Raw genomic sequence first — 20,348 nt, 5'->3', positions numbered from 1 at the left:
TTATAGAATTCAAAGGCTAGGGTAGGGTAGATATTTTAATTCTATCCTCGCCTCTTTTTCTCAACTTTATGAAGTAAGCTGGAACTTTTGTCTATAATTATCGTTTTCTCATAATAAGTATCTGAATAATTTCATATATGCATATTTTCTAGAAATTTAAAGGTAAGGGAATTGAGAAAAGGAATCCACTATGATTGATAAAAATTATCACACATATGAAGAACGTATGGCCGCAGAAAGAAAAGGTCGTGAACAACGTGTTTCAATCGCTAAGGGTATTTTTGCTATTCTTCTTGCGATGGTTATTATCTGGTTTATTTTTGGTTTTTTAGGATCTTTTTTTGCAAAATCTCCTGAACATAGTTCGCGTTATAATACTCCAGAAACAAGCCAAAGTGTAACAACGCCAAAAAAAGATTTAAATTCACTTCCTCCTGTACCTTATACCTATAAGGGTACGGAGTGATTTTTTCATAAATATAATCTTTTAGATAGGGCGAAAATCGACGTAGATTAAGGAATAAAGTCAGCACAAAGACATAAAAAGATTGGAACGATTTTAATTTCTGAAGTTTTTGATAAGTAATTAAATGGTATGAAAATAAATCATGCAACGGTTTTAACAACCGTTGCATGTTTGGTTTAGCGTGTGATGAAGCAGCTTCCACCAGAACTTTTAATGGATTCACAAAGGATTATGGCTTCATTACGGTCTTGCGCTTGAATCCGAACACGGTAATAAGTACCTTTTCCTGGTATAAAAGCGGATTGAATATTTAAAGAACGGGCGCCGATAAGGAATCCAAATTTAGATTTCATATTTTTTAAAGAATTTCTAGCGAGCTCATGCGTTGGTTGAGATGCAAGTTGTACGTAATAACTTTCTGAATTTTGTGCTGCGACTCTGTTTGGTGATGTGGAGCGAGACGCGGCTGGTGTTTCAACTTGTGTATTTCTTTCTGCATGAGAAGGAATAGGGATAAATTTTTCTTCAATATTTGAGCTAGAATTATTTTCTGCAATTATTTTATCAATATTATTTTTGAGATCATGATCTCTTTCTTGGTCGTTTATATCAGAATCATGCGACGAAACAAGGGACGAATCTTGAAGTTCATTAGAAGCTTGATCAATGCTTTCTTCAGATTGAGCAGCAGTTTTGCTGTTTGTTTGATGCGCGGGGGCTAGTGTAACTGTACCATCTTGATTGACAATAACAGTTTGTACTTCTCGCATTGGAATAGTATGGTTTATGGCTTCTGTGACTGCAACTTCAACATCAGATTCATTTAAAGACGAGGAGGAAACGTTTGAAGATTCTTCAGGGTTTAATTCTTTTAAATTTTCAGGTTGTTCAGAGTTATCAATAAGAAATTGTTGTGTATTTTCTTGTTTCTCATTTTGTTCAGTTGTTTGTTTATAGATATCTAAATTATGTGCAACATCATTTTTCGTTTCAGTTGTTTCTGGTTTGAATTTAAAAGGCGTATTATCAGCGTGGATAATGACCGTTTCTTCATTTTTTTGTGATGGCATAAAAAAGTGAGAATAACCTGCAAATCCAATTCCTATTAAAATAAGTATAAAAAAACCTTTAATGAAAGTTTTACCAAAAATAAAACTTTTTAAGGGAGGAGGAGCTGATGGATGCGTGGGAACCTCATCTGAGCTTGTGTATGATGAATTCTCGCTAAAAGAGGGGAAATTATATTCCATATTGGCAGAAGAAGAATAGTCGGAATTTTGTTCTTTAGAGTTTATATAAACACCTTCTTTTGAATTTTGCATAGACTGATGAAAAACTTCACTAAAAACTTCATTCTTCTGTTGTTTTTGAGAAAAATTATCTGTTGGAACATTTCCTACATTGAGTACATCAGCAAATTCTTCTTCTAAACCACCATTAGTTGGCACATCATATTCTGGCGCTTCATACGGGACTTCTGGAACCATAATAGGACCAGTTTTTTCTACGATTTCCTCTGAAAATTTATAAGTATCAACATTGGGAGGGGGAGTATCTCTGTGCGTATAGTTATGGGCAAAAAAGCCCTCCGTTTGTTTTGTATTTAAAGAGGGTGATGAGGAAAGAAACTCATCTAAATTATTTTCATTATATGAAATTTCTCTATTTGGGTTAGAGGCACCTTCGGCATTATTGATGTATTGGGCTCGAGCCTCATCATATATCGGAACTTTTTCGCTATAAGTTTCTTGTTGTGAGGGGGGGGCTTCAAAAAAATGGGGATAATTGGTTGTATGATCTTCTTGTGAAGCCCCCTTTAAATAAGATTGTCTATCAACTGGTGGAGAATCTAAAGGTGAGGAGAAGGTACTTGTTGTTTGATTTCTTGCAGTGTTTTGTCTTTCTGACACAAGATTAGAAGATGAGAAAAACTCATTTTCCTCTGTAGAAGAGGAGGCATCAGGATAATCTTTTTTAATCCAATTTTCTTGATCAGCTGAAATTTTATAGGGATGGTTTATAGGAGTGTCATAGAGGTTTGGATTGTCATCATAAGTTTTTTGTATATTCGTAGTCTCAGGTTGTTGTGAATTTATTTGTGAAAAACGATTGGTTTGTTCAACATCTTCTGGCATCTCTCTCTTATTTTCACGCCTTTCAGATTTATCAAAAAAGAAATTTTCTGATTCTGATTGTGACATAAGATTACTTTTTTCAAGAAAAGGATCAGCACTGGTTGCTGTTGTTTTCTGTTGATGTGATTGATTCTTTGGGATTGGTAATGGAGAAAGCTCATCTAAAATTTGTTCTTCATCATGACTGCTAGGTGAAGAATATTTCTCTTCAGATAAATTATTTTGTTTTGAATGGTTGAAAGAAGCAGCTTGTGCAATATTTGAGGCTGTTGCGTTGCTGGTTGCATACAAGTCCCATTGTTTTTTTTGATCATCAAACGGTGAGTCATGTGCTAAATTATTTTCAAGTTCCTCTTCTAGAAAGGACAAATCAAAATCATCATCATGAGATGATATTTCGGGGTGAGATGTTGATCGATCTGTTTTTAAAGAAGATTGCTCATTTTGGTTTCCGCTTTGTTTGTGCGGATTAAAAATGCGCGTAAGCCTTTCTAAAGGATCATGGTGTTCATGATCGTGTTTTGTTTCGTGTAGATTTTTGCGATCGTTATCGCTCATAGCTTTTCTCACATGGTGGTTTGCACTTACGTGCAATCAATGGTTGATTTTGATTTGTTATATTAAAATTATAAATTTTCCCCCTCTCATGCAATGATACATGAAAAAGTTTATCAATAGAGTACCTATTGTATGTATTTATAGAACTTTTTCAACGCATTTCTATGGGTGCTTCGACTCCTATGATGGTAAGCCCTGATGATAAAATATTGATAACAGCTTGTATCAATCCTAATCTTGCAAAGGATAACTCTTTATCATCAGGTTGAATAAAGCGTAAATTGAGATTTTCACTCCCTTTATTCCAATGGGTGTGAAAGCTGGAGGCAAGGTCATAAAGATAAAACGCTAATCGATGCGGTTCCTTATGAACTACGGCCTGTTCAATGATACGTGGATATTCAGAAAGTTTGCGTATTAACAATATTTCATGGTCATCTGTTAATCGATGAAGATGGGCAATCAATGTATCATTTGAAAAGCTTTTAATATGAAGCGCTTCTTGTGCTTGACGAAAGACTGAGTGACAACGTGCACTTGCATATTGTACGTAAAAGATGGGGTTATCTTTTGATTGTTCTGTTACTTTTGCAAAATCAAAATCAAGAGGTGCTTCACACTTACGGTATAGCATCATAAAACGCACAGGATCACGCCCAACCTCTTCGACAACATCCCGTAGAGTGACAAAAGATCCTGCTCTTTTTGACATGCGTACAGGATGACCGTTGCGAAAAAGTTTTACCAATTGACACAAGAAGACACTTAATTTAGCCTTATCCCCAGAAATTGCTTTTGCCATTGCCTCCAGCCGCTTTACATAGCCAGCATGGTCTGCGCCTAGAATATAAATCATTTCATCAAAATGACGATTAAATTTATCCCGAAAATAAGCAACATCAGCAGCAAAATAAGTGTAAGAACCGTCAGATTTGACTAAAACACGGTCTTGGTCATCACCGACATTTGTTGAACGGAACAAAGTTTGTTCGCTTGGTTCCCAGTCTTCTGTATTTTGTCCCTTGGGAGGGGGGAGTTTTCCTTTGTAGATATAACCATTTAAAGTGAGGTCGTTGATGGTGTTACGAATGGCGCGTGCATTATCAGCATAAAGCATTCGCTCAGAGAAAAAGATATCATGATAAATATTAAGAGCAGCCAAATCTTCGCGAATCATGGACATCATTGCATGAATTGCACGTTCTTTCACAAGAGATAAGGCTTCATCTTTATCCATCGTGAGGAGTTGGTCACCAAACTCTTGAGCAAGCGATTGACCCAATGGTATCAAGTATTCTCCAGGATAGAGTCCTTCTGGAATTTCATTAATTTTTTGCCCAAGAGCCTCACGATAGCGCAATAGTACAGAATGGGCGAGGACTTCGATTTGTTGACCAGCATCATTGATATAATATTCTTTTGTAATGTTATAGCCCGTAAATTGCAGCAAATTGGAGAGAACATCCCCAACAACCGCTCCGCGGCAGTGTCCTACATGCATTGGTCCTGTCGGATTTGCTGAGACATATTCAACATTGATGCGTTTTCCTTGTCCCATTGGAATACGACCATAAGAAGTGCCTAATTCAAGCATGGATTTTATAGCATCTTGCCAAAATAATTTTGTAAGCTTTATGTTTATAAAACCAGGACCGGCAACATCTATATTTTCGATAGAGGGATCATTTTTAAGAAGTTCTATGATTTTATCTGCAAGTGCACGTGGATTGATTCCAATAGATTTTGCAAGCACCATAGCAGCATTGGTTGATAAATGACCATGGGAGGAATCACGTGGAGGATCAACAGTGATTTTTGATAAATCTAGATCTTCTCCATTTTTTCCTTTTAGATCAGATAATTCAATTGATCTCTTAATTTTTTTTTCGAAGTTTTTAAAGATATTCATATTTAGCTTCCATGATGATGCCAAAGCCATTAAACGAAATTATCTGTATGGTCAAATAAACGGTGATATTCACGTAGAGCGTAGTGATCTGTCATGCCTGAAAGAAAGTCAGCAATCAAACGTGCTAACTCTTGATTTTTTAAGTGCACTGTTTTGCTCTGCCAACTTTCAGGCATTGTATTTGGATTTTCATAATAACAATTGAATAATTTTTGTACAATGCATTTTGCTGCATTGCGACGACTAAGAACTTGTTCATGATAGTAAAGATTTTTAAATAAAAAGTTTTTTAGTTCTTTTTCATAAACGGTCATTGTTGGTGAAAAGGTGACAATAGTTTGTTTTGCTTGGTGAATATCGTTTATGCTTGTTGGTTTGATGCGTGCTAAATTTTTTTGTGACTGTTTGATAACATCTTCAACCATGGTTGTTATTTGTCTTCGTACAAGTGTGTAACCGCGACGCGTTTGGTCGAGATGGGGATGCTCATCTGTTATATCTTTTAATATTGCTGCTGTTAGTGAAACATGTTCAAATTGATCGAGTGTTAAAAATTGCGAACGTAGACCATCATCAATATCATGCGCATTGTATGCGATATCATCTGCAATAGCAGCACATTGCGCTTCTAGTCCTGCAAAACAATCGAGTGCAAGGTCTTGCTTTGCATTGTATTGTAAAATATCGATAGGAACCTCCTTATTCTTCGCGTGGGGACCTAAAAGGGGGCCATTGTGCTTTACAAGTCCTTCGAGGGTTTCCCATGTAAGGTTAAGTCCATCAAAATTTGCATAGCGCTGTTCTAGTTTTGTTACAATGCGTAATGCTTGTGCATTATGATCAAAGCCGCCATAATGTACCATGGCTTCATTAAGAGCATCTTCTCCAGCATGGCCAAAGGGTGTGTGTCCAAAGTCGTGAACAAGGGCAATGGCTTCGGCAAGGTCTTCATCAAGACACAGGGCACGGGCTAATGTTCTTGCAATTTGAGAAACCTCTATGGAATGGGTTAGGCGAGTACGGTAATGATCGCTTTCATCAGCAATAAACACTTGCGTTTTATGTTTAAGACGTCGAAATGCATTAGAATGGATAATACGATCTCTATCTCGTTGAAAAGGTGAGCGTGTGGTGCTCATCGTTTCATGGTATAACCGACCACGGCTTGTTTGTGGATGAGCACTGTACACTGCTCGAGATTGGTAATTGAAGTTGATATTGCCTATATCCATTGCAAGCTGCCCATTATCATCTTAAAATTGAGAGTGGTTTATGACAAATAAACTGATCTTTGAGTGTGGGATACTCTTTCTTGATGGTTTAATGCAAGGATATATAAAATGAATGTGAAAATTTCAGATGTTGCTGCTAAAAAAATTGCACAGATACTTTTGCGTGAACCCGATAAAATAGCATTACGTATTTCTGTTGAAGGTGGTGGGTGTTCTGGTTTTTCTTATAAATATGACTTGGTTTCTGAAATGTGTGAAGATGACCTCGTCCTCAAAAAAGACGGGGCAGTTGTGTTTATTGATTTACTATCACTTCCTTTCATGGAAGGAGCTGAGATTGATTTTGTTGATGATCTTATGGGGCAGTCTTTTCAAATCCACAATCCCAATGCTGTTTCATCATGTGGTTGTGGTGTAAGTTTCTCAATTTAAAATGATGGCTGTGTGATATTGTTTCTTGAAAAAAAGATCATGTTGGTCAACAATGCAAAAATGGGTATTCTTATAAAAATAGTGCACCGATGTATATGGTTGTGCGTGGTGCTTGCTTTATTGACTTGGAGCCACTGTGCTTTTTCTGAAGCAGGAGAAGGGCAAGATCAGCAGCAGGGACAATCAAGGAGTTTTATTGTAAAGACTCAAGAGCAGGAAAACGAAAATTTAGCATCTCAAACACAACTCATTTTGAATGCTCGATTAACAAATAGTCATCCGGATATTGAAAAAGGGCTTGTCTGGCGGGTTTATGCCCCTATTCTAGGGATTGATAATAAATTACCATTAGTGGCAACCTATAAGGGGGGAAGTGCACGTTTTGATCTCGAACCAGGAAGTTATCTTGTTCATGTCTCATTTGGTCATATGAGTGCTGTGCGCCATATTCGTTTAGAAAATGGGCAGAGTCTTGTAAAAAACTTTAATCTTGAGGCTGGTGGTGTCATTTTAAATGCAACACTGCTCAATGGCGTAATGAATGAAAAGGAACTCCGTTTTACCATTTATGAGGATGAAAAAGAAAATGATGATACGGGAGTGATTATATCAAATGTTAAACCCCAATCAGTTGTGCGTTTAAAAGCTGGCCGCTACCATGTTGCTTCCCATTATGGTTCCATTAATGCGACGGCTCGTTCGGATATTCAAGTGGATGCTGGTAAAATAACAGAAGTTACTCTTGAACATCAGGCCGCTCAGATTGTCTTAAAACTGGTACGACAAGAAGGAGGGGAAGCGCTTGCAGATACAAGTTGGTCTCTTGCCAATGATTCTGGTGATATCGTTTATGAAACAGTTGGTGCGTATGTTTCACTCGTGTTAGCGGAGGGAGAGTATATTGCAATTGCTAAAAATAAAGATAAAATCTATCAAAAAGTTTTTTCAGTCGTTTCTGGTCATGATGAAGATATAAGTGTGGTGGCGAATGAACAAAATATGCAACGAATTGATGAAGATGTGGATTGATCGTTGTTCATGGGGTAAACTATGATGAAAGACGGGGTATGAATTTTGATTGAAATTTCAACAGTTGGTGTGTTTTTTGCTGGGGCACTCTCTTTTTTGTCACCATGCGTTTTGCCATTAGTTCCTCCTTATTTGTGCTATATGGCAGGGGTTGGTATTGATGATTTTCGTTCAGAAAAGCCTGATGAGAAAGTCTTTATACGGTGGGCTTTACTGTCTTCTGCTATTGCTTTTGTTCTTGGGTTTACGACTGTTTTTGTTGCTTTAGGTGCCAGTGCTAGCACAATTGGGAAATTCATCGGTTATTATCGTGATTGGTTTGCTCTTGCTGCTGGAATTGTCATTATTATTTTTGGTTTAAATTTTTTGGGGATTTTCAAAATCGCTTTTTTATTTCGTGAAGCGCGTTTTCAGACCAAAAAAACACCTGCTGGTCCTTTAGGCGCGTATATTATCGGTTTAGCTTTTGCTTTTGGTTGGACACCGTGTATTGGCCCTATTTTAGGTCCTATTATAACGCTTGCTGGAACAAAAGAAACTGTGGGAGAGGGAGCTGTTCTCTTAGCGGTTTATGCATTAGGTCTTGCTATTCCTTTTATGTTAGCAGCTTTATTTTCGAGCAGTTTTATGCGATTTTTAGGAGCTTTTCGTATTCATTTAGGAAAAGTTGAAAAAATTATTGGTGTTTTTCTTATTCTTACAGGGATTTTGTTTTTAACAGGTTCTATGCAGGATCTTTCATTTTGGCTTTTAGAACATTATCCTTCGTTGAGTTATATTGAAGATATTCGTTGGCACAATATTATGAATTTTTTTGAATTTTCTCGTTAGTCTTATGTGTTTTTATGGTTAGAAGTTGTCTTTCTATTGTTCTTGCCGCAGGTGAGGGGACGCGCATGAAATCGTCTCTGCCTAAGGTACTTCATAAAATTGCTGGATTGCCTCTTATATGCCATGTTCTAAAACAAATAGAATTGGCAGGCTCTTCACAATTAGCAGTTGTTGTGGGATTTGGTGCTAAGGAGGTTACGCACGTTGTTCAGTCATTTGTAAAAGATGTAATGATTTTTGAACAAAAAGAGCGTTTAGGAACAGCTCATGCTGTTTTGTCTGCTCGTTCAGCTTTGCAAAAGGAAGTGGATGATGTTCTCATTGTTTTTGGGGATACTCCTCTCATTCAGCAAGATTCATTGCACCAAATGCGTGCACAGCTTGCTGATGGAGCAGATGTTGTTTTTGCAGGTTTTCATACCAAAAATCCAACAGGTTATGGGCGTCTTCTCGAGAAAAATGGTCAATTAATTGCAATTTTAGAAGAAAAAGACGCTAGCGATGAAGAAAAAAAGATTTCTTTTTGTAATGGTGGAATACTCGCTATGCGTGGAAAACATGCACTTTCTCTTTTAGAGAAAGTTGGTAATAACAATGTGAAAAAAGAATATTACTTAACAGATATTGCTTCTCTTGCAACACGCAAAGGATTAGATGTGCGTGTTGTTGAAGTTCCTTTTGAAGATATTGTAGGAATTAACAATGGTCTTGAGCTTTCTGAGGCTGATTCTTTGTGGCAAAAACGTAAAGCGCGCGATTTAATGTTATCGGGTGTTACACTCTTAAAGCCAGAAACACTCTATTTTTCTTATGATACAGAAATTGAACCAGGAGTGGTGATAGAACCAAATGTTTATTTTGGGTTAAGCGTAAAAGTACAATCTGGTGCGGTTATTCATGCATTTAGTTATCTCGAAGGTGCTGTGGTTGGTAGAGATGCACAGATTGGTCCCTATGCACGTTTGCGTCCTGGAACAGAGTTGGCGAAGTCCGTAAAGATTGGAAATTTTTGTGAAGTCAAACAAGCTAAGGTAGGAGAATCTTCTAAAATCAATCATTTAAGTTATATTGGTGATGCTGAAATTGGTGCACATACCAATATTGGAGCCGGTACAATTACTTGCAATTATGATGGATTTAACAAATATAAAACCGTGATTGGTGATCATGCTTTTGTTGGGTCTAATACGGCACTTGTTTCCCCATTGATAATAGGGGATGGCTCTTATGTTGCTTCAGGAAGTGTTATTACTGAAAATATTCCTATGAACAGTATGGCTTTTGGGCGTGCACGACAGGTTATAAAAGAGGGCTATGCGACAAAATTTCGAGAGCGCTTGTTAGAAAACAAACAGAAAAAATGATTATTTTCAGCTTATTCTTTTGTTTCGTGTTAATCTAACGATGGATGGGAGGTTTATTCTTAAAGATTGCCGTACTCCATGTTTGAATTATTTTTATTATTTATAGTTTTAAATAAAGGCTGTTGGATTGTTTTATAAGATTTAAATCTTAAGATGTGGGTTGGAGCTTTTTAATGTGTGGAATTATTGGAATTCTTGGAAAGAGGTGTGTTTCGTCCTCTTTGGTTGAGGGGTTAAAACGTCTTGAATATAGAGGGTATGATTCATCTGGGGTGGCAACGATCCATAATGGGCATCTTTATCGTGTACGTGCTGAGGGGAAGCTTGTTCATTTAGAAGAAAAATTAAAAAAAACACCTCTGGAGGGAAATTTAGGGATTGGTCATACCCGTTGGGCTACGCATGGAATTGCTGTTGAACGCAATGCGCATCCCCATGTGACTGAAAAGCTTGCGATTGTTCATAATGGTATTATTGAAAATTTTGTAGAACTGCAAAAGGAACTCATAGAGGATGGTTGTATCTTTGAAACAGAGACGGATACGGAAGTTATTGCACATTTAATAACGCGTGCATTAAAAGATGGTCTTTCTCCGCAAGAAGCCATACGCACCAGTTGGAAAAGGCTGCAGGGGGCTTTTGCTATTGCTCTTATTTTCGAAGGTGAAGATAACCTTATGATTGCGGCTTGTTCTGGTCCACCTCTGGCAATTGGTTATGGAAAAGATGAATTTTTTGTGGGGTCAGATGCGATTGCTTTGGCACCATTCGTTGATTATATTAGCTATATGGAAGATGGGGATTGGGCTGTTCTCACACGGGAGGGTGTTACAATTTATGATGCTAATAACCAACCGGTAAAACGTCCTGTGACGACATTACTTGAAGGGGCTTTATTGATTTCTAAGGGTAATCATCGTCATTTTATGCACAAGGAAATGTTTGAACAACCTGAAGTGATTTCTCATAATTTGGCGCATTATCTTGATCTTGGAAATTATGTCGTTCGACCCCTTGAGAATTTGATTGATTGGAAAAATATTCATCGTCTCCTTTTTGCGAGTTGTGGAACGGCGTATTATTCAACCTTAGTTGCGCGCTATTGGTTTGAGAAATTTGCCGCTTTAAGTGTTGATAATGATGTTGCTTCGGAGTTTCGTTATCGTGAACCTCCTATAACGTCTGATGTGTTATCGCTGTTTGTTTCTCAATCTGGTGAGACAGCTGATACATTGGCTTCTTTGCGTTATTGTCGTGAGCGGGGTGTAAAAACAGCAACAATTGTGAATGTAGAGCAATCAACAATGGCAAGGGAGGCTGATTTTATTTTCCCAACACTTGCCGGACCGGAAATAGGTGTTGCTTCAACAAAAGCTTTTACCTGTCAATTGGCAACGCTTGCTTCACTAGCACTTAGTGCTGCTAAACAACGTGGCTATCTTTCGGCTCAAATGGAAAAGAAACTGGTTCAACAGTTGGCAGAAGTTCCACGTATTTTAAATGAGGTCTTAAAACTAGAGAGAAAAATTGAATGTATTTGTCGTGATTTGGTAAATGCAAAAAGTGTTCTTTATCTAGGACGTGGAACTTCTTATCCGATTGCTTTGGAGGGAGCCCTTAAACTGAAAGAGCTTTCTTATATTCATGCTGAAGGTTATGCGGCAGGTGAATTAAAGCATGGACCAATTGCTCTGGTGGATGAGACAATACCCGTTATTGTTGTTGCACCGTATGATCGGTGGTTTGAAAAAACTTTTTCTAATATGCAAGAAGTGGTAGCGCGTAATGGTCGTATTATTTTAATAACCGATAAAAAAGGAGCAGAAGTAGCTTGTCTTAAGACTTTATCAACGATCACTTTGCCAGATGTTCCAGAATTTATTTCTCCTATTATTTATGCACTCCCTGTTCAGTTAATCGCTTATCATACGGCTGTTTTATTAGGAACAGATGTTGATCAACCCCGTAATTTAGCAAAATCAGTCACAGTTGAATAAAAGTATATTTCTGAATCTTTTGGAGAATAATCAAGTGTAAGAAATTGATTTATAATGAAACTTATTTTTTCATTTTTCTCTGTTGAACGAGAATACTGAAGAAAAGTTTTTTCTTTCTAAATCCTTTACGATAAAACGAAAAATATTTTCTTACCTATCAAAAAATAGATCAGTTATGTGAATATAATGGTAGAAAAAGACGCAATATTGCTTCTACTGTTTTAATGCAAGAATAATTCAGATTGAGAGAGAAGATAGTGCTGTTGATTTGTTATTCGTTCATGAAGCATAAAGATGCTAAGAGACTGCGTAGATCATTTATGGGTAATTCTAAGAGAGAAAACCATATTTGAACAGAGAGGTATTTAAGTTTTTTATTAGAGGGTCTTTGTTATCCTGCTCGTAAGAGGCGTGCAGCATCGTTGTGTCCGAAAAGATAAAGGAGCAACCGTAAAGCTTGTCCTTGCTCAGAAGAAAGATGAGGATCGCGTTGTAAAAATAAACGAGCATCTTTTCTTGCCATTGACAAAAGATCGCTATGAACTGCAAGGTTTGCTATATGAAATTCAGGGACTCCGGATTGTTTTGTACCTAAAAGTTCTCCTTCGCCTCGTAGGCGCCAATCTTTTTCAGCAATTTCAAAACCATCTTCTGTATTGCGGATAATATTAAGGCGTGTTGCTGCTGTTTTAGTCAGTGGATCTTTATAGAGCAAAATGCAGGAAGATTTTTTATCGCCTCGTCCTACACGTCCACGTAATTGGTGCAATTGTGAAAGGCCAAAATGTTCCGCGTGTTCGATGATAATGATCGAAGCATCTGGAATATCTACTCCCACTTCAATGACGGTGGTTGCAACTAAAATACGTGTATTTCCACATTTAAAAGATGCCATAGCGGCTTCTTTTTCTGCTGTAGACATTTTTCCATGGATCATACCAACGTGTGCTCCAAAGCGCTCATGGAGAAATGCAAAGCGGTTTTCAATTGAAGTGAGATCAAGAGCTGTCGATTCCTCTACTAAAGGACAAATCCAATAGAGCTTTTCTCCTTTTTCTAATGCAATTGCGATTCTCTCTATAAGCTCATGAAGACGTTTCAAAGAAAGCGTTGCTGTTGTAATGGGTTGTCGTCCCATTGGTTTTTCGGTAATTTTAGAGACATCCATATCACCAAAAGCTGTTAAGACGAGTGTGCGCGGAATGGGCGTGGCGGTCATAACCAGCATATCAGCTTTATTGCCTTTTTCTGTAAGAGCGATACGTTGATGGACACCAAAACGGTGTTGTTCATCGATAATGGTTAAAGCGAGATTATTATAAGTAACGCTGTTTTGTATGAGAGCATGGGTTCCGATGACAATAGAAACTTGACCTGACAGAATATCATTCACGATATTTGTCCTCAACTTCCCTTTTTCTCGTCCTGTTAAAAGGGTTGTTTGTAATCCGACCTTTTCGGCAAGAGGAGCGATGGTGGCAAAATGTTGCCTGGCAAGCACTTCGGTTGGTGCCATTAAAGCTGATTGTCCTGAATTTTCAGCAATTTGTGCCATTGCCATCAATGCAACAACAGTTTTTCCTGCGCCTACATCACCTTGAAGTAGTCTTAGCATCGGTTCTGGTGAAGCAAGATCATTTGCGATATCTTCTACTGCTTTTTTTTGTCCGGTTGTGAGTTGAAAGGGGAGGATATTGAGCAATTTTTTAGTATAAATTCCTGTTGATGGTCGAGAAGTGCCAACAAGAGATTTAGTTTTCAAACGCACGAGTCCTAGTGCCAATTGACAAGCGAGCAATTCATCATAGGCAAGACGTTTGCGTGCTGTACTTTCTAAGGATAGATCGTCGGGGTTAATGGGCGCATGGATACGGCGTAAAGCAACAGAAAAAGAAGAAAAATTTTGCTGCTTTTTTACATTTTCATCTATCCATTCTGGGAGGAGAGGAACAAAATCAAGAGCGTTTTGTATGGCGCGTCTTAGTGTCTTTGCAGCTAGTCCTGCAGTAGAGGGATAGACAGGTTCGATGAGAGGTATCTGATTTGATTGTTCGCTTGGGGCAATATAGTCTGGATGCGCCATTGAAAGCTGTCCATTAAACCATTCAACTTTTCCTGATATAATGACTTTTTTTCCTTCGGGGAGTTGTTTTTTTAGCCAAAGAGGTTGAGCATGAAAAAAGACTAAATTTATTTTTCCTGTGTGATCATGGGCAATAACTCGATAGGGAATTCGGTTGTGACCACGGGGTGGTGATTGATGTTGATCGATGATAATTTCGAGCGTAACAGTATCTCCTTCTTTTGCACAAGCAATGCTGGGACGCATTCTGCGGTCTATAACGGAATGGGGCATTAATTGAAGAAGGTCAATAAGGGTTGCTTCGCGTTGTGTAGGATTAACATCTAAGAGTTTGGTCAATAAACCATAGACTTTAGGTGTAATACCAGAAAGAGTTCGAATAGAATTAAAAAGAGGGGTAAGAAGACTTGGAGGCATGAGCAAATTTAACCTGCCCTTTTTGTTTTTTCTAGACCTTTAGAAGAGCTTTTTGGGGATAACGTCATAAAGAGGAGGTTGCTTTATTTACACATTGAACTTTAGGAAGAAAAATACAATTAAAGGGTCAAAAATTAAAGTGCTTAGATGAGGTATATTGTTTTTCTTTTTATTTTAGGTGTTTATTTGCTGTGAATAGAAGCATTTTCTTGATAGAACTCTCTTATAAATATTAATAAAATTGGGATATTTCTCCTATGTATGATGATGAATTTATAGCTTTAAAGTTATGATAAACAGAAGTTTTTTCTTTTATAAGGGGTGCTGTTTAGCATTGATTTTGTAGTGGGAAATTGTGAGAGTGGTAAAAAATAAAATGCAAGAGAACAAAAATTCTCTTCCTCGCTTTATTCATTTGAGAGTGCATTCAGCTTATTCCTTGCTCGAGGGGGCTTTAAAAATCCCCCAAATTATTCAACAGGCGATTTCAGATCATGCACCAGCGGTTGCTATTACCGATACCAATAATTTATTTGGTGCTTTGGAATTTTCACAGCATTGTCTTTCTCATGGGGTCCAACCTATTATTGGTTGTCAGCTTGCTGTTGACTTTCGTGATGAAAATGATCATTCACGTTTGGCTAAATGGCGTAATTCTTCTGATTTCTGCTCTATTGTTCTTTTGGCTGCTAGCAAAACTGGTTATGCTCATTTGGTTCGTCTTGTTAGCCGTGCTTATCTTGATAAATGTGATACTGATCCTCCTCATATTAAAGCTGATTGGTTGTCAGAACACAGTGAAGGAATAATCGCTTTAACGGGAGGAAAGGGAGGACCTATTAATCTTTCTTTGGCAGAAGAGAAAAAAGAACATGCTGTTGAGCGCTTAATTTATTTGAAAAAATCTTTTGCTGATCGTCTTTATGTGGAGTTACAACGGCATGGCTCTTATGATCAGAGAGTAGAAGCTGATCTTATTGAATTGGCTTATGCGCATGAAATTCCTCTTGTTGCAACAAATGAAGCTTTTTTTCTGAAAAGAGAAGGATATGAAGCCCATGATGCGCTGATGGCTGTTTCAGAAGGACAAATCGTCTCTAATCCAGATCGCAAACGTGTGACGCCAGATCATTATTTGAAGTCACAAGATGAAATGGTTACACTGTTTTCTGATCTTCCAGAAGCTTTGGAAAATAGTGTTGAAATTGCATTGCGTTGTCATATTGCCACGCCTCTTCGAAAACCGATATTGCCTCGTTTTATAGAACAATCTGCTAATTCAGAAACTACTTTAGAAATAGAAGATAGTGAGTTGTTAAATCAGGCTAAAGCTGGTTTTAAGATGCGGCTTGAAACAATAGGGTTGGCTGAAGGGTATACGATTGCAGATTATGAACAGCGGCTTGATTATGAAATTTCAGTTATTACGCGTATGCAATTTTCTGGATATTTTCTTATCGTTTCAGATTTCATAAAATGGGCAAAGGTTCATGATATTCCCGTTGGACCAGGACGGGGTTCTGGTGCTGGTTCACTTGTTGCTTATGCATTGACGATTACTGATGTTGATCCTTTACGGTTTTCTCTTCTCTTTGAACGTTTTCTCAACCCAGATCGTGTTTCGATGCCAGATTTTGATATCGACTTTTGTCAAGAGCGGCGCGAAGAAGTTATTCAATATGTTCAAAAAAAATATGGACGTGATCAAGTTGCTCAAATTATTACCTTTGGTAAGTTACAGGCGCGTGCAGTTTTGCGTGATGTGGGGCGTGTTTTAGAAGTTCCTTATCGTCAGGTGGATTATCTTACAAAATTAATTCCTGCCACGCCAGGAAGTCAGGTAGAATTGGCTGATGCTATTAAGGATGAACCTAAATTTGAAGAGGAAAAGAAAAAAGATCCCGTTGTTGGCCGCGCATTAGATATAGCACTTCAGTTGGAGGGACTTTATCGTCATGCTTCAACTCATGCTGCTGGGATTGTTATCGGAGATCGTCCACTTTGGGAGCTTGTCCCGATGTATCGTGATCCTCGTTCTGATATGCCTGTTACACAATTTAACATGAAATATGTGGAACAGGCGGGGCTGGTAAAATTTGATTTTCTTGGATTAAAAACGCTTACTGTTTTGAAAATGGCAGTCGATTTTGTTGCCAGAAAGGGGATTAAAATAGATTTATCAAATATTCCTCTGAATGATGAAGCAACCTACGCTATGATGGCACGTGGTGAAACGGTTGGTGTGTTTCAGGTGGAAAGTTCTGGTATGCGCAAGGCGTTGATTGGAATGAAGCCAGACCGTATTGAAGATATTATTGCGCTGGTCGCACTTTATCGTCCAGGTCCAATGGAGAATATTCCAACCTATAATGCACGCAAACATGGGGAAGAGGAAATTGCTTCTATTCATCCTAAAATAGATCATCTGATCAAAGAAACACAAGGTGTGATTGTTTATCAAGAACAGGTGATGCAGATTGCTCAGGTTCTTGCTGGTTATTCGCTTGGAGAAGCTGATTTATTACGTCGTGCTATGGGGAAAAAAATTCATGCTGAAATGCAAAAACAGCGTACGCGTTTTGTCAATGGAGCTGTTGCAGGTGGCGTGGATAAAGATCAAGCTGATATTATCTTTGATCTTTTAGCAAAATTTGCCGATTATGGTTTTAATAAATCGCATGCTGCTGCTTATGCAATTGTTTCTTACCAAACGGCTTATATGAAAGCAAACTATCCCGTTGAGTTTTTAGCTGCTTCAATGACATATGATATGACGAATACAGATAAGCTCAATGATTTTCGGCGTGAAGCATTAAGGTTGGGTATTGAAGTTATTGCACCTTCTATACAAACATCTCATCGTGTTTTTGAGGTTGGTGATAACTGTATTTATTATTCTCTTGCTGCCATTAAAGGTGTGGGAGAAACTGTTGTAGATCATATTGTTTCTTGTCGTGGGAATAAGATTTTTAAGGATTTGGAAGATTTTTGTGCGCGTGTTGATCCTCGTATTGTTAATAAGCGTGCGATGGAAAGTTTAGTTTGTGCTGGTGCTTTTGATTGTTTTAACATTGCACGTGAGGTTTTATTAGCCAATCTTGGAACCCTTCATGCGCGTGCACTTCGTATTCTCGATGACAATTCTAGCGGGCAGGTTGATATATTTGGAATGGCAGGCGGATTAAAAGAACCATTGATTTTATCGCAAACAACCCCTTGGTTGCCGGCTGAGAAACTTTATCGAGAATTTCAAGCTATAGGTTTTTACTTTTCTGCGCATCCTTTGGAGGAGTATCAAGCTATTCTAAACAAAAAACGCATTCAGACTTGGGGTAATTTTGCCAATGCCGTTAAAGGGGGAGCAACGGCTGCACGGCTTGCTGGAACTGTTGTGGCAAAAAACGTGCGCAAAACAAAATCTGGTAAAAAAATGGGAATTATTCATTTTTCTGATACAAGTGGACAATATGAAGCAGTTCTCTTTTCTGAGGCACTCTCGGATTATGAAGAGATGCTAGAACCCGGAAAATCTTTTATTATTACGGTGAGCGCAGAAAATCGTTCTGAAGGAGTTAGTTTGCGAATTGAAACAATTCAGTCTTTGGAAAATGAATCATTACAACAGCATAAAATGATGCGTCTCTTTATAAAAACAGTTGATATGCTTCCACAAATTGAACAAAACTTAAATCTTGGGGGGAATGGAGAGGTGGGGCTTATTTTAATTCAAGAGGATGGATTGCGAGAAGTCGAAATTGCGCTTCCTAAGCGATATAAGGTAAATTCACATGTCGCAAATGCTATGAAATTAATTCAGGGTGTTGTTGATGTAGAATTGAGTTAAAGAAAGATTAAAGATGGGAGCTGATTTTGAGTGGTGTTTTTGCTTTTAGGAGAGCTAAAAATGGAGCTTTTAAAATCGGATTGTAGGTTTCGAAAAATATTGCTTTTATTTGAGTAAATTATGATATTTTTTTAGTGTCATAAAATTAAAAAAAATCTCGTTCTTTCGTAATATTCAAAGTGTCGGAAGGATTTTATAAGTTTTTATCATTATTTTTTATAGAATTCATCGCATCATACATGTAAAGCCAATTGAGATCTGACATAATGCTCTCTGGTGTACGAATTTTCATCATGAGATTGCGTGCAATTGCTATGGGACCGGTTGCATGATAGGCTAATCTATTGAAATCTCCGCGTTTTTTTACTGCTGCAATACGGGGTGTGCGTGTTGTTTCGTAAAGCGAAAGTGCTTTCGTTAATGAAAAATCTTTCAATGAAAGTGCTTTTGCTAATGTGGCAGCATCTTCGATTGCCATAGCGGCACCCTGTGCTGCAAAAGGTAAGGTAGCATGTGCGCAATCGCCAACAAATACTTGTCTCTCTAAACCGATAAAACGATTTTGTTTCATTTGAAAGAGTGGCCAATAACTCCATTCATCAATATGATCAAAAATTTGTAAGATTTTTGAATTCCAATCTTTAAAAAGAGATTTGAGTTTTTCTTTATTTCCTTTATGGGCCCATCCTTCTTTTGAATTTTCTCCATGCGTAATGGCGACAAAATTAAAAATTTTTTCTGATGATTGAATGGGGTAGACAACAAGATGATTTTTTGGTCCCATCCAAGCCGTAATTGTCTTCATATTTTGCAATGAAGAACGAAAGTTTTGAGGAAGGTTATCAAATGTTGTTGTTGCACGCCAAGCAATAAAGCCACTAAAATTTGCTTTTTCATGAAAAGGAGATTGTTGCCGTAATGTTGACCAAACGCCATCACATCCGATCAGGAGGGGCGTTGAATGAAGCTGTTCTGTTGCCGTATCTGTTTTTATTGTCGTGATTTTAATGTTGGTTGCAGATTGGGTAGAAGATACAATCGTTTCGCCTGCTTTGTATTTGATCAAAGGATTTTCAATCACTGCATTATATAAAATTTTTTGTAAAGCCGCGCGGTGAATCGTCATATAAGGGGCTTTCCAATATTTTTCTGTTAGATTAATAAGATGAGCCCGTAGATGTATTTTTAAAGATAATCCATCTTTTAACTCAAGAAAATATGGGATTGTCGCGACTTCAGTGAGTTTGTTAAGAAGTTTCCAGCGAGCAAGAATAGATGTTGCATTTGGTGTCAGTTGAATACCAGCGCCTATCGTTTCAAGTTGCTTACACTTTTCGATAATGGTGCTTGCAATTCCTTTATGAGCGAGTGCTAAAGCAGTGCTTAAACCAGCAATTCCTCCTCCAACGATGATGGGTGACTGTTCCACAAATGATTTCATATTAAACAAGCAGAATTAAAAGAGGGGTTATTAAGAAAGCCAAAAAACGCAATTATAATAGCTTTTCTGGATTATATAAGCATCCTGTTGGGTTTGTTTGATCGTATGATAGCGAGGGAACATAACGATAAAGGGTTGAGCAGTAAGGGCAAATTTTCTCATCTGCTGTTCCCATGTCGATAAAGATATGAGGATGATCGAATGGTTGTGTAGCTCCTACACACATAAATTCTTTCACACCAATTTCGATTGTTTTATATCCAAGGTCATTTTGGAAATGAGGAATATTGTGATCAGCCATGGCATACAAACTCCAGAATAAATTTTCTCATCAGCTATGATTGGGCTCTTCTATTTTATAGGCGTGAGTTTGTAATAAAGCGTATAATAATGCAAGATGCTTTTTAAGACAAATTTCTCTTCTTTTATGCTATATTAGAATAGTTGTCTTAGCTTTTAGTGCTTTGCGCATAGCAATAATTCCAAGTATTTTTAAATATTAAATGGAAAAATGATGAGGGAAGTTAAGCATTGATATATTATTATGATGATAACATATTATCAAATGTTATGTGAGATATTTCGTCAAGGATTTTAGAAAATATAAAAG

The 20,348-nt window shown here is 37.6% G+C and carries 13 protein-coding genes; 7 read left to right on the top strand and 6 right to left on the bottom strand.

Annotated features, from left to right (window positions below; all coding sequences use genetic code 11):
• Window positions 1-190: 190 nt before the first annotated feature.
• On the top strand, window positions 191-466 hold the full coding sequence (locus PVV63_RS06765; protein WP_273791201.1) for a hypothetical protein: 276 nt from the start codon (window positions 191-193) through the stop codon (window positions 464-466).
• 176 nt (window positions 467-642) lie between these two features.
• Here PVV63_RS06765 and PVV63_RS06760 read toward each other — a convergent pair whose 3' ends face one another.
• The 3 genes from PVV63_RS06760 to PVV63_RS06750 all read right to left on the bottom strand — a co-directional run bounded on the left by PVV63_RS06760 (window position 643) and on the right by PVV63_RS06750 (window position 6,300).
• Window positions 643-3,159, bottom strand: a complete 2,517-nt coding sequence (locus tag PVV63_RS06760; protein WP_273791200.1) for an SPOR domain-containing protein — start codon at window positions 3,157-3,159, stop codon at window positions 643-645.
• Window positions 3,160-3,310: 151 nt separating this feature from the next.
• Entirely contained in the window at window positions 3,311-5,068 is a 1,758-nt protein-coding gene (gene argS, locus PVV63_RS06755) for an arginine--tRNA ligase (protein WP_273791199.1), read from the bottom strand.
• A 29-nt stretch (window positions 5,069-5,097) separates the two neighbouring features.
• A complete protein-coding gene (locus tag PVV63_RS06750; RefSeq protein ID WP_273791198.1) occupies window positions 5,098-6,300 on the bottom strand; it encodes a deoxyguanosinetriphosphate triphosphohydrolase in 1,203 nt (400 codons plus the stop codon).
• Window positions 6,301-6,408: 108 nt separating this feature from the next.
• Between PVV63_RS06750 and PVV63_RS06745 the strand changes: the two genes are divergently transcribed.
• The 5 genes from PVV63_RS06745 (at window position 6,409) to glmS (ending at window position 11,953) form a co-directional block, all read left to right on the top strand.
• Window positions 6,409-6,732: an iron-sulfur cluster assembly accessory protein gene (locus PVV63_RS06745; RefSeq protein WP_273791197.1), complete on the top strand. Its 324-nt coding sequence runs from the start codon at window positions 6,409-6,411 to the stop codon at window positions 6,730-6,732.
• Window positions 6,733-6,771: 39 nt separating this feature from the next.
• Window positions 6,772-7,761, top strand: a complete 990-nt coding sequence (locus tag PVV63_RS06740; RefSeq protein ID WP_273791209.1) for a carboxypeptidase regulatory-like domain-containing protein — start codon at window positions 6,772-6,774, stop codon at window positions 7,759-7,761.
• A gap of 42 nt (window positions 7,762-7,803) precedes the next feature.
• Complete coding sequence (locus tag PVV63_RS06735; RefSeq protein WP_273791208.1) at window positions 7,804-8,592, top strand: cytochrome c biogenesis CcdA family protein; 789 nt, start codon at window positions 7,804-7,806, stop codon at window positions 8,590-8,592.
• A 14-nt stretch (window positions 8,593-8,606) separates the two neighbouring features.
• Window positions 8,607-9,956, top strand: a complete 1,350-nt coding sequence (glmU, locus tag PVV63_RS06730) for a bifunctional UDP-N-acetylglucosamine diphosphorylase/glucosamine-1-phosphate N-acetyltransferase GlmU (protein WP_273791196.1) — start codon at window positions 8,607-8,609, stop codon at window positions 9,954-9,956.
• A gap of 173 nt (window positions 9,957-10,129) precedes the next feature.
• Window positions 10,130-11,953: a glutamine--fructose-6-phosphate transaminase (isomerizing) gene (gene glmS / locus PVV63_RS06725; RefSeq protein WP_273791195.1), complete on the top strand. Its 1,824-nt coding sequence runs from the start codon at window positions 10,130-10,132 to the stop codon at window positions 11,951-11,953.
• A 391-nt stretch (window positions 11,954-12,344) separates the two neighbouring features.
• Here glmS and recG read toward each other — a convergent pair whose 3' ends face one another.
• Window positions 12,345-14,453, bottom strand: a complete 2,109-nt coding sequence (recG, locus tag PVV63_RS06720) for an ATP-dependent DNA helicase RecG (protein WP_273791194.1) — start codon at window positions 14,451-14,453, stop codon at window positions 12,345-12,347.
• Between the two features lie 376 nt (window positions 14,454-14,829).
• Between recG and dnaE the strand changes: the two genes are divergently transcribed.
• Window positions 14,830-18,297 carry a DNA polymerase III subunit alpha gene (gene dnaE, locus PVV63_RS06715; protein ID WP_275065237.1) on the top strand — a complete coding sequence of 1,156 codons (3,468 nt, stop codon included), beginning with the start codon at window positions 14,830-14,832 and terminating at the stop codon, window positions 18,295-18,297.
• Window positions 18,298-18,490: 193 nt separating this feature from the next.
• Here dnaE and PVV63_RS06710 read toward each other — a convergent pair whose 3' ends face one another.
• A complete protein-coding gene (locus PVV63_RS06710) occupies window positions 18,491-19,738 on the bottom strand; it encodes an FAD-binding protein (protein ID WP_273791192.1) in 1,248 nt (415 codons plus the stop codon).
• A 52-nt stretch (window positions 19,739-19,790) separates the two neighbouring features.
• Window positions 19,791-20,039, bottom strand: coding sequence for a zinc-finger domain-containing protein (locus tag PVV63_RS06705; protein WP_273791191.1), 249 nt, complete (start codon window positions 20,037-20,039; stop codon window positions 19,791-19,793).
• Window positions 20,040-20,348: the final 309 nt, after the last annotated feature.

Origin of the sequence: Bartonella sp. CM31XJBT (assembly GCF_028618555.1) — a bacterium.
GTDB lineage: Bacteria > Pseudomonadota > Alphaproteobacteria > Rhizobiales > Rhizobiaceae > Bartonella.
The sequence above is the reverse complement of the archived record's forward strand: the minus strand, read 5'-3'. Positions and strand labels throughout refer to the sequence as shown.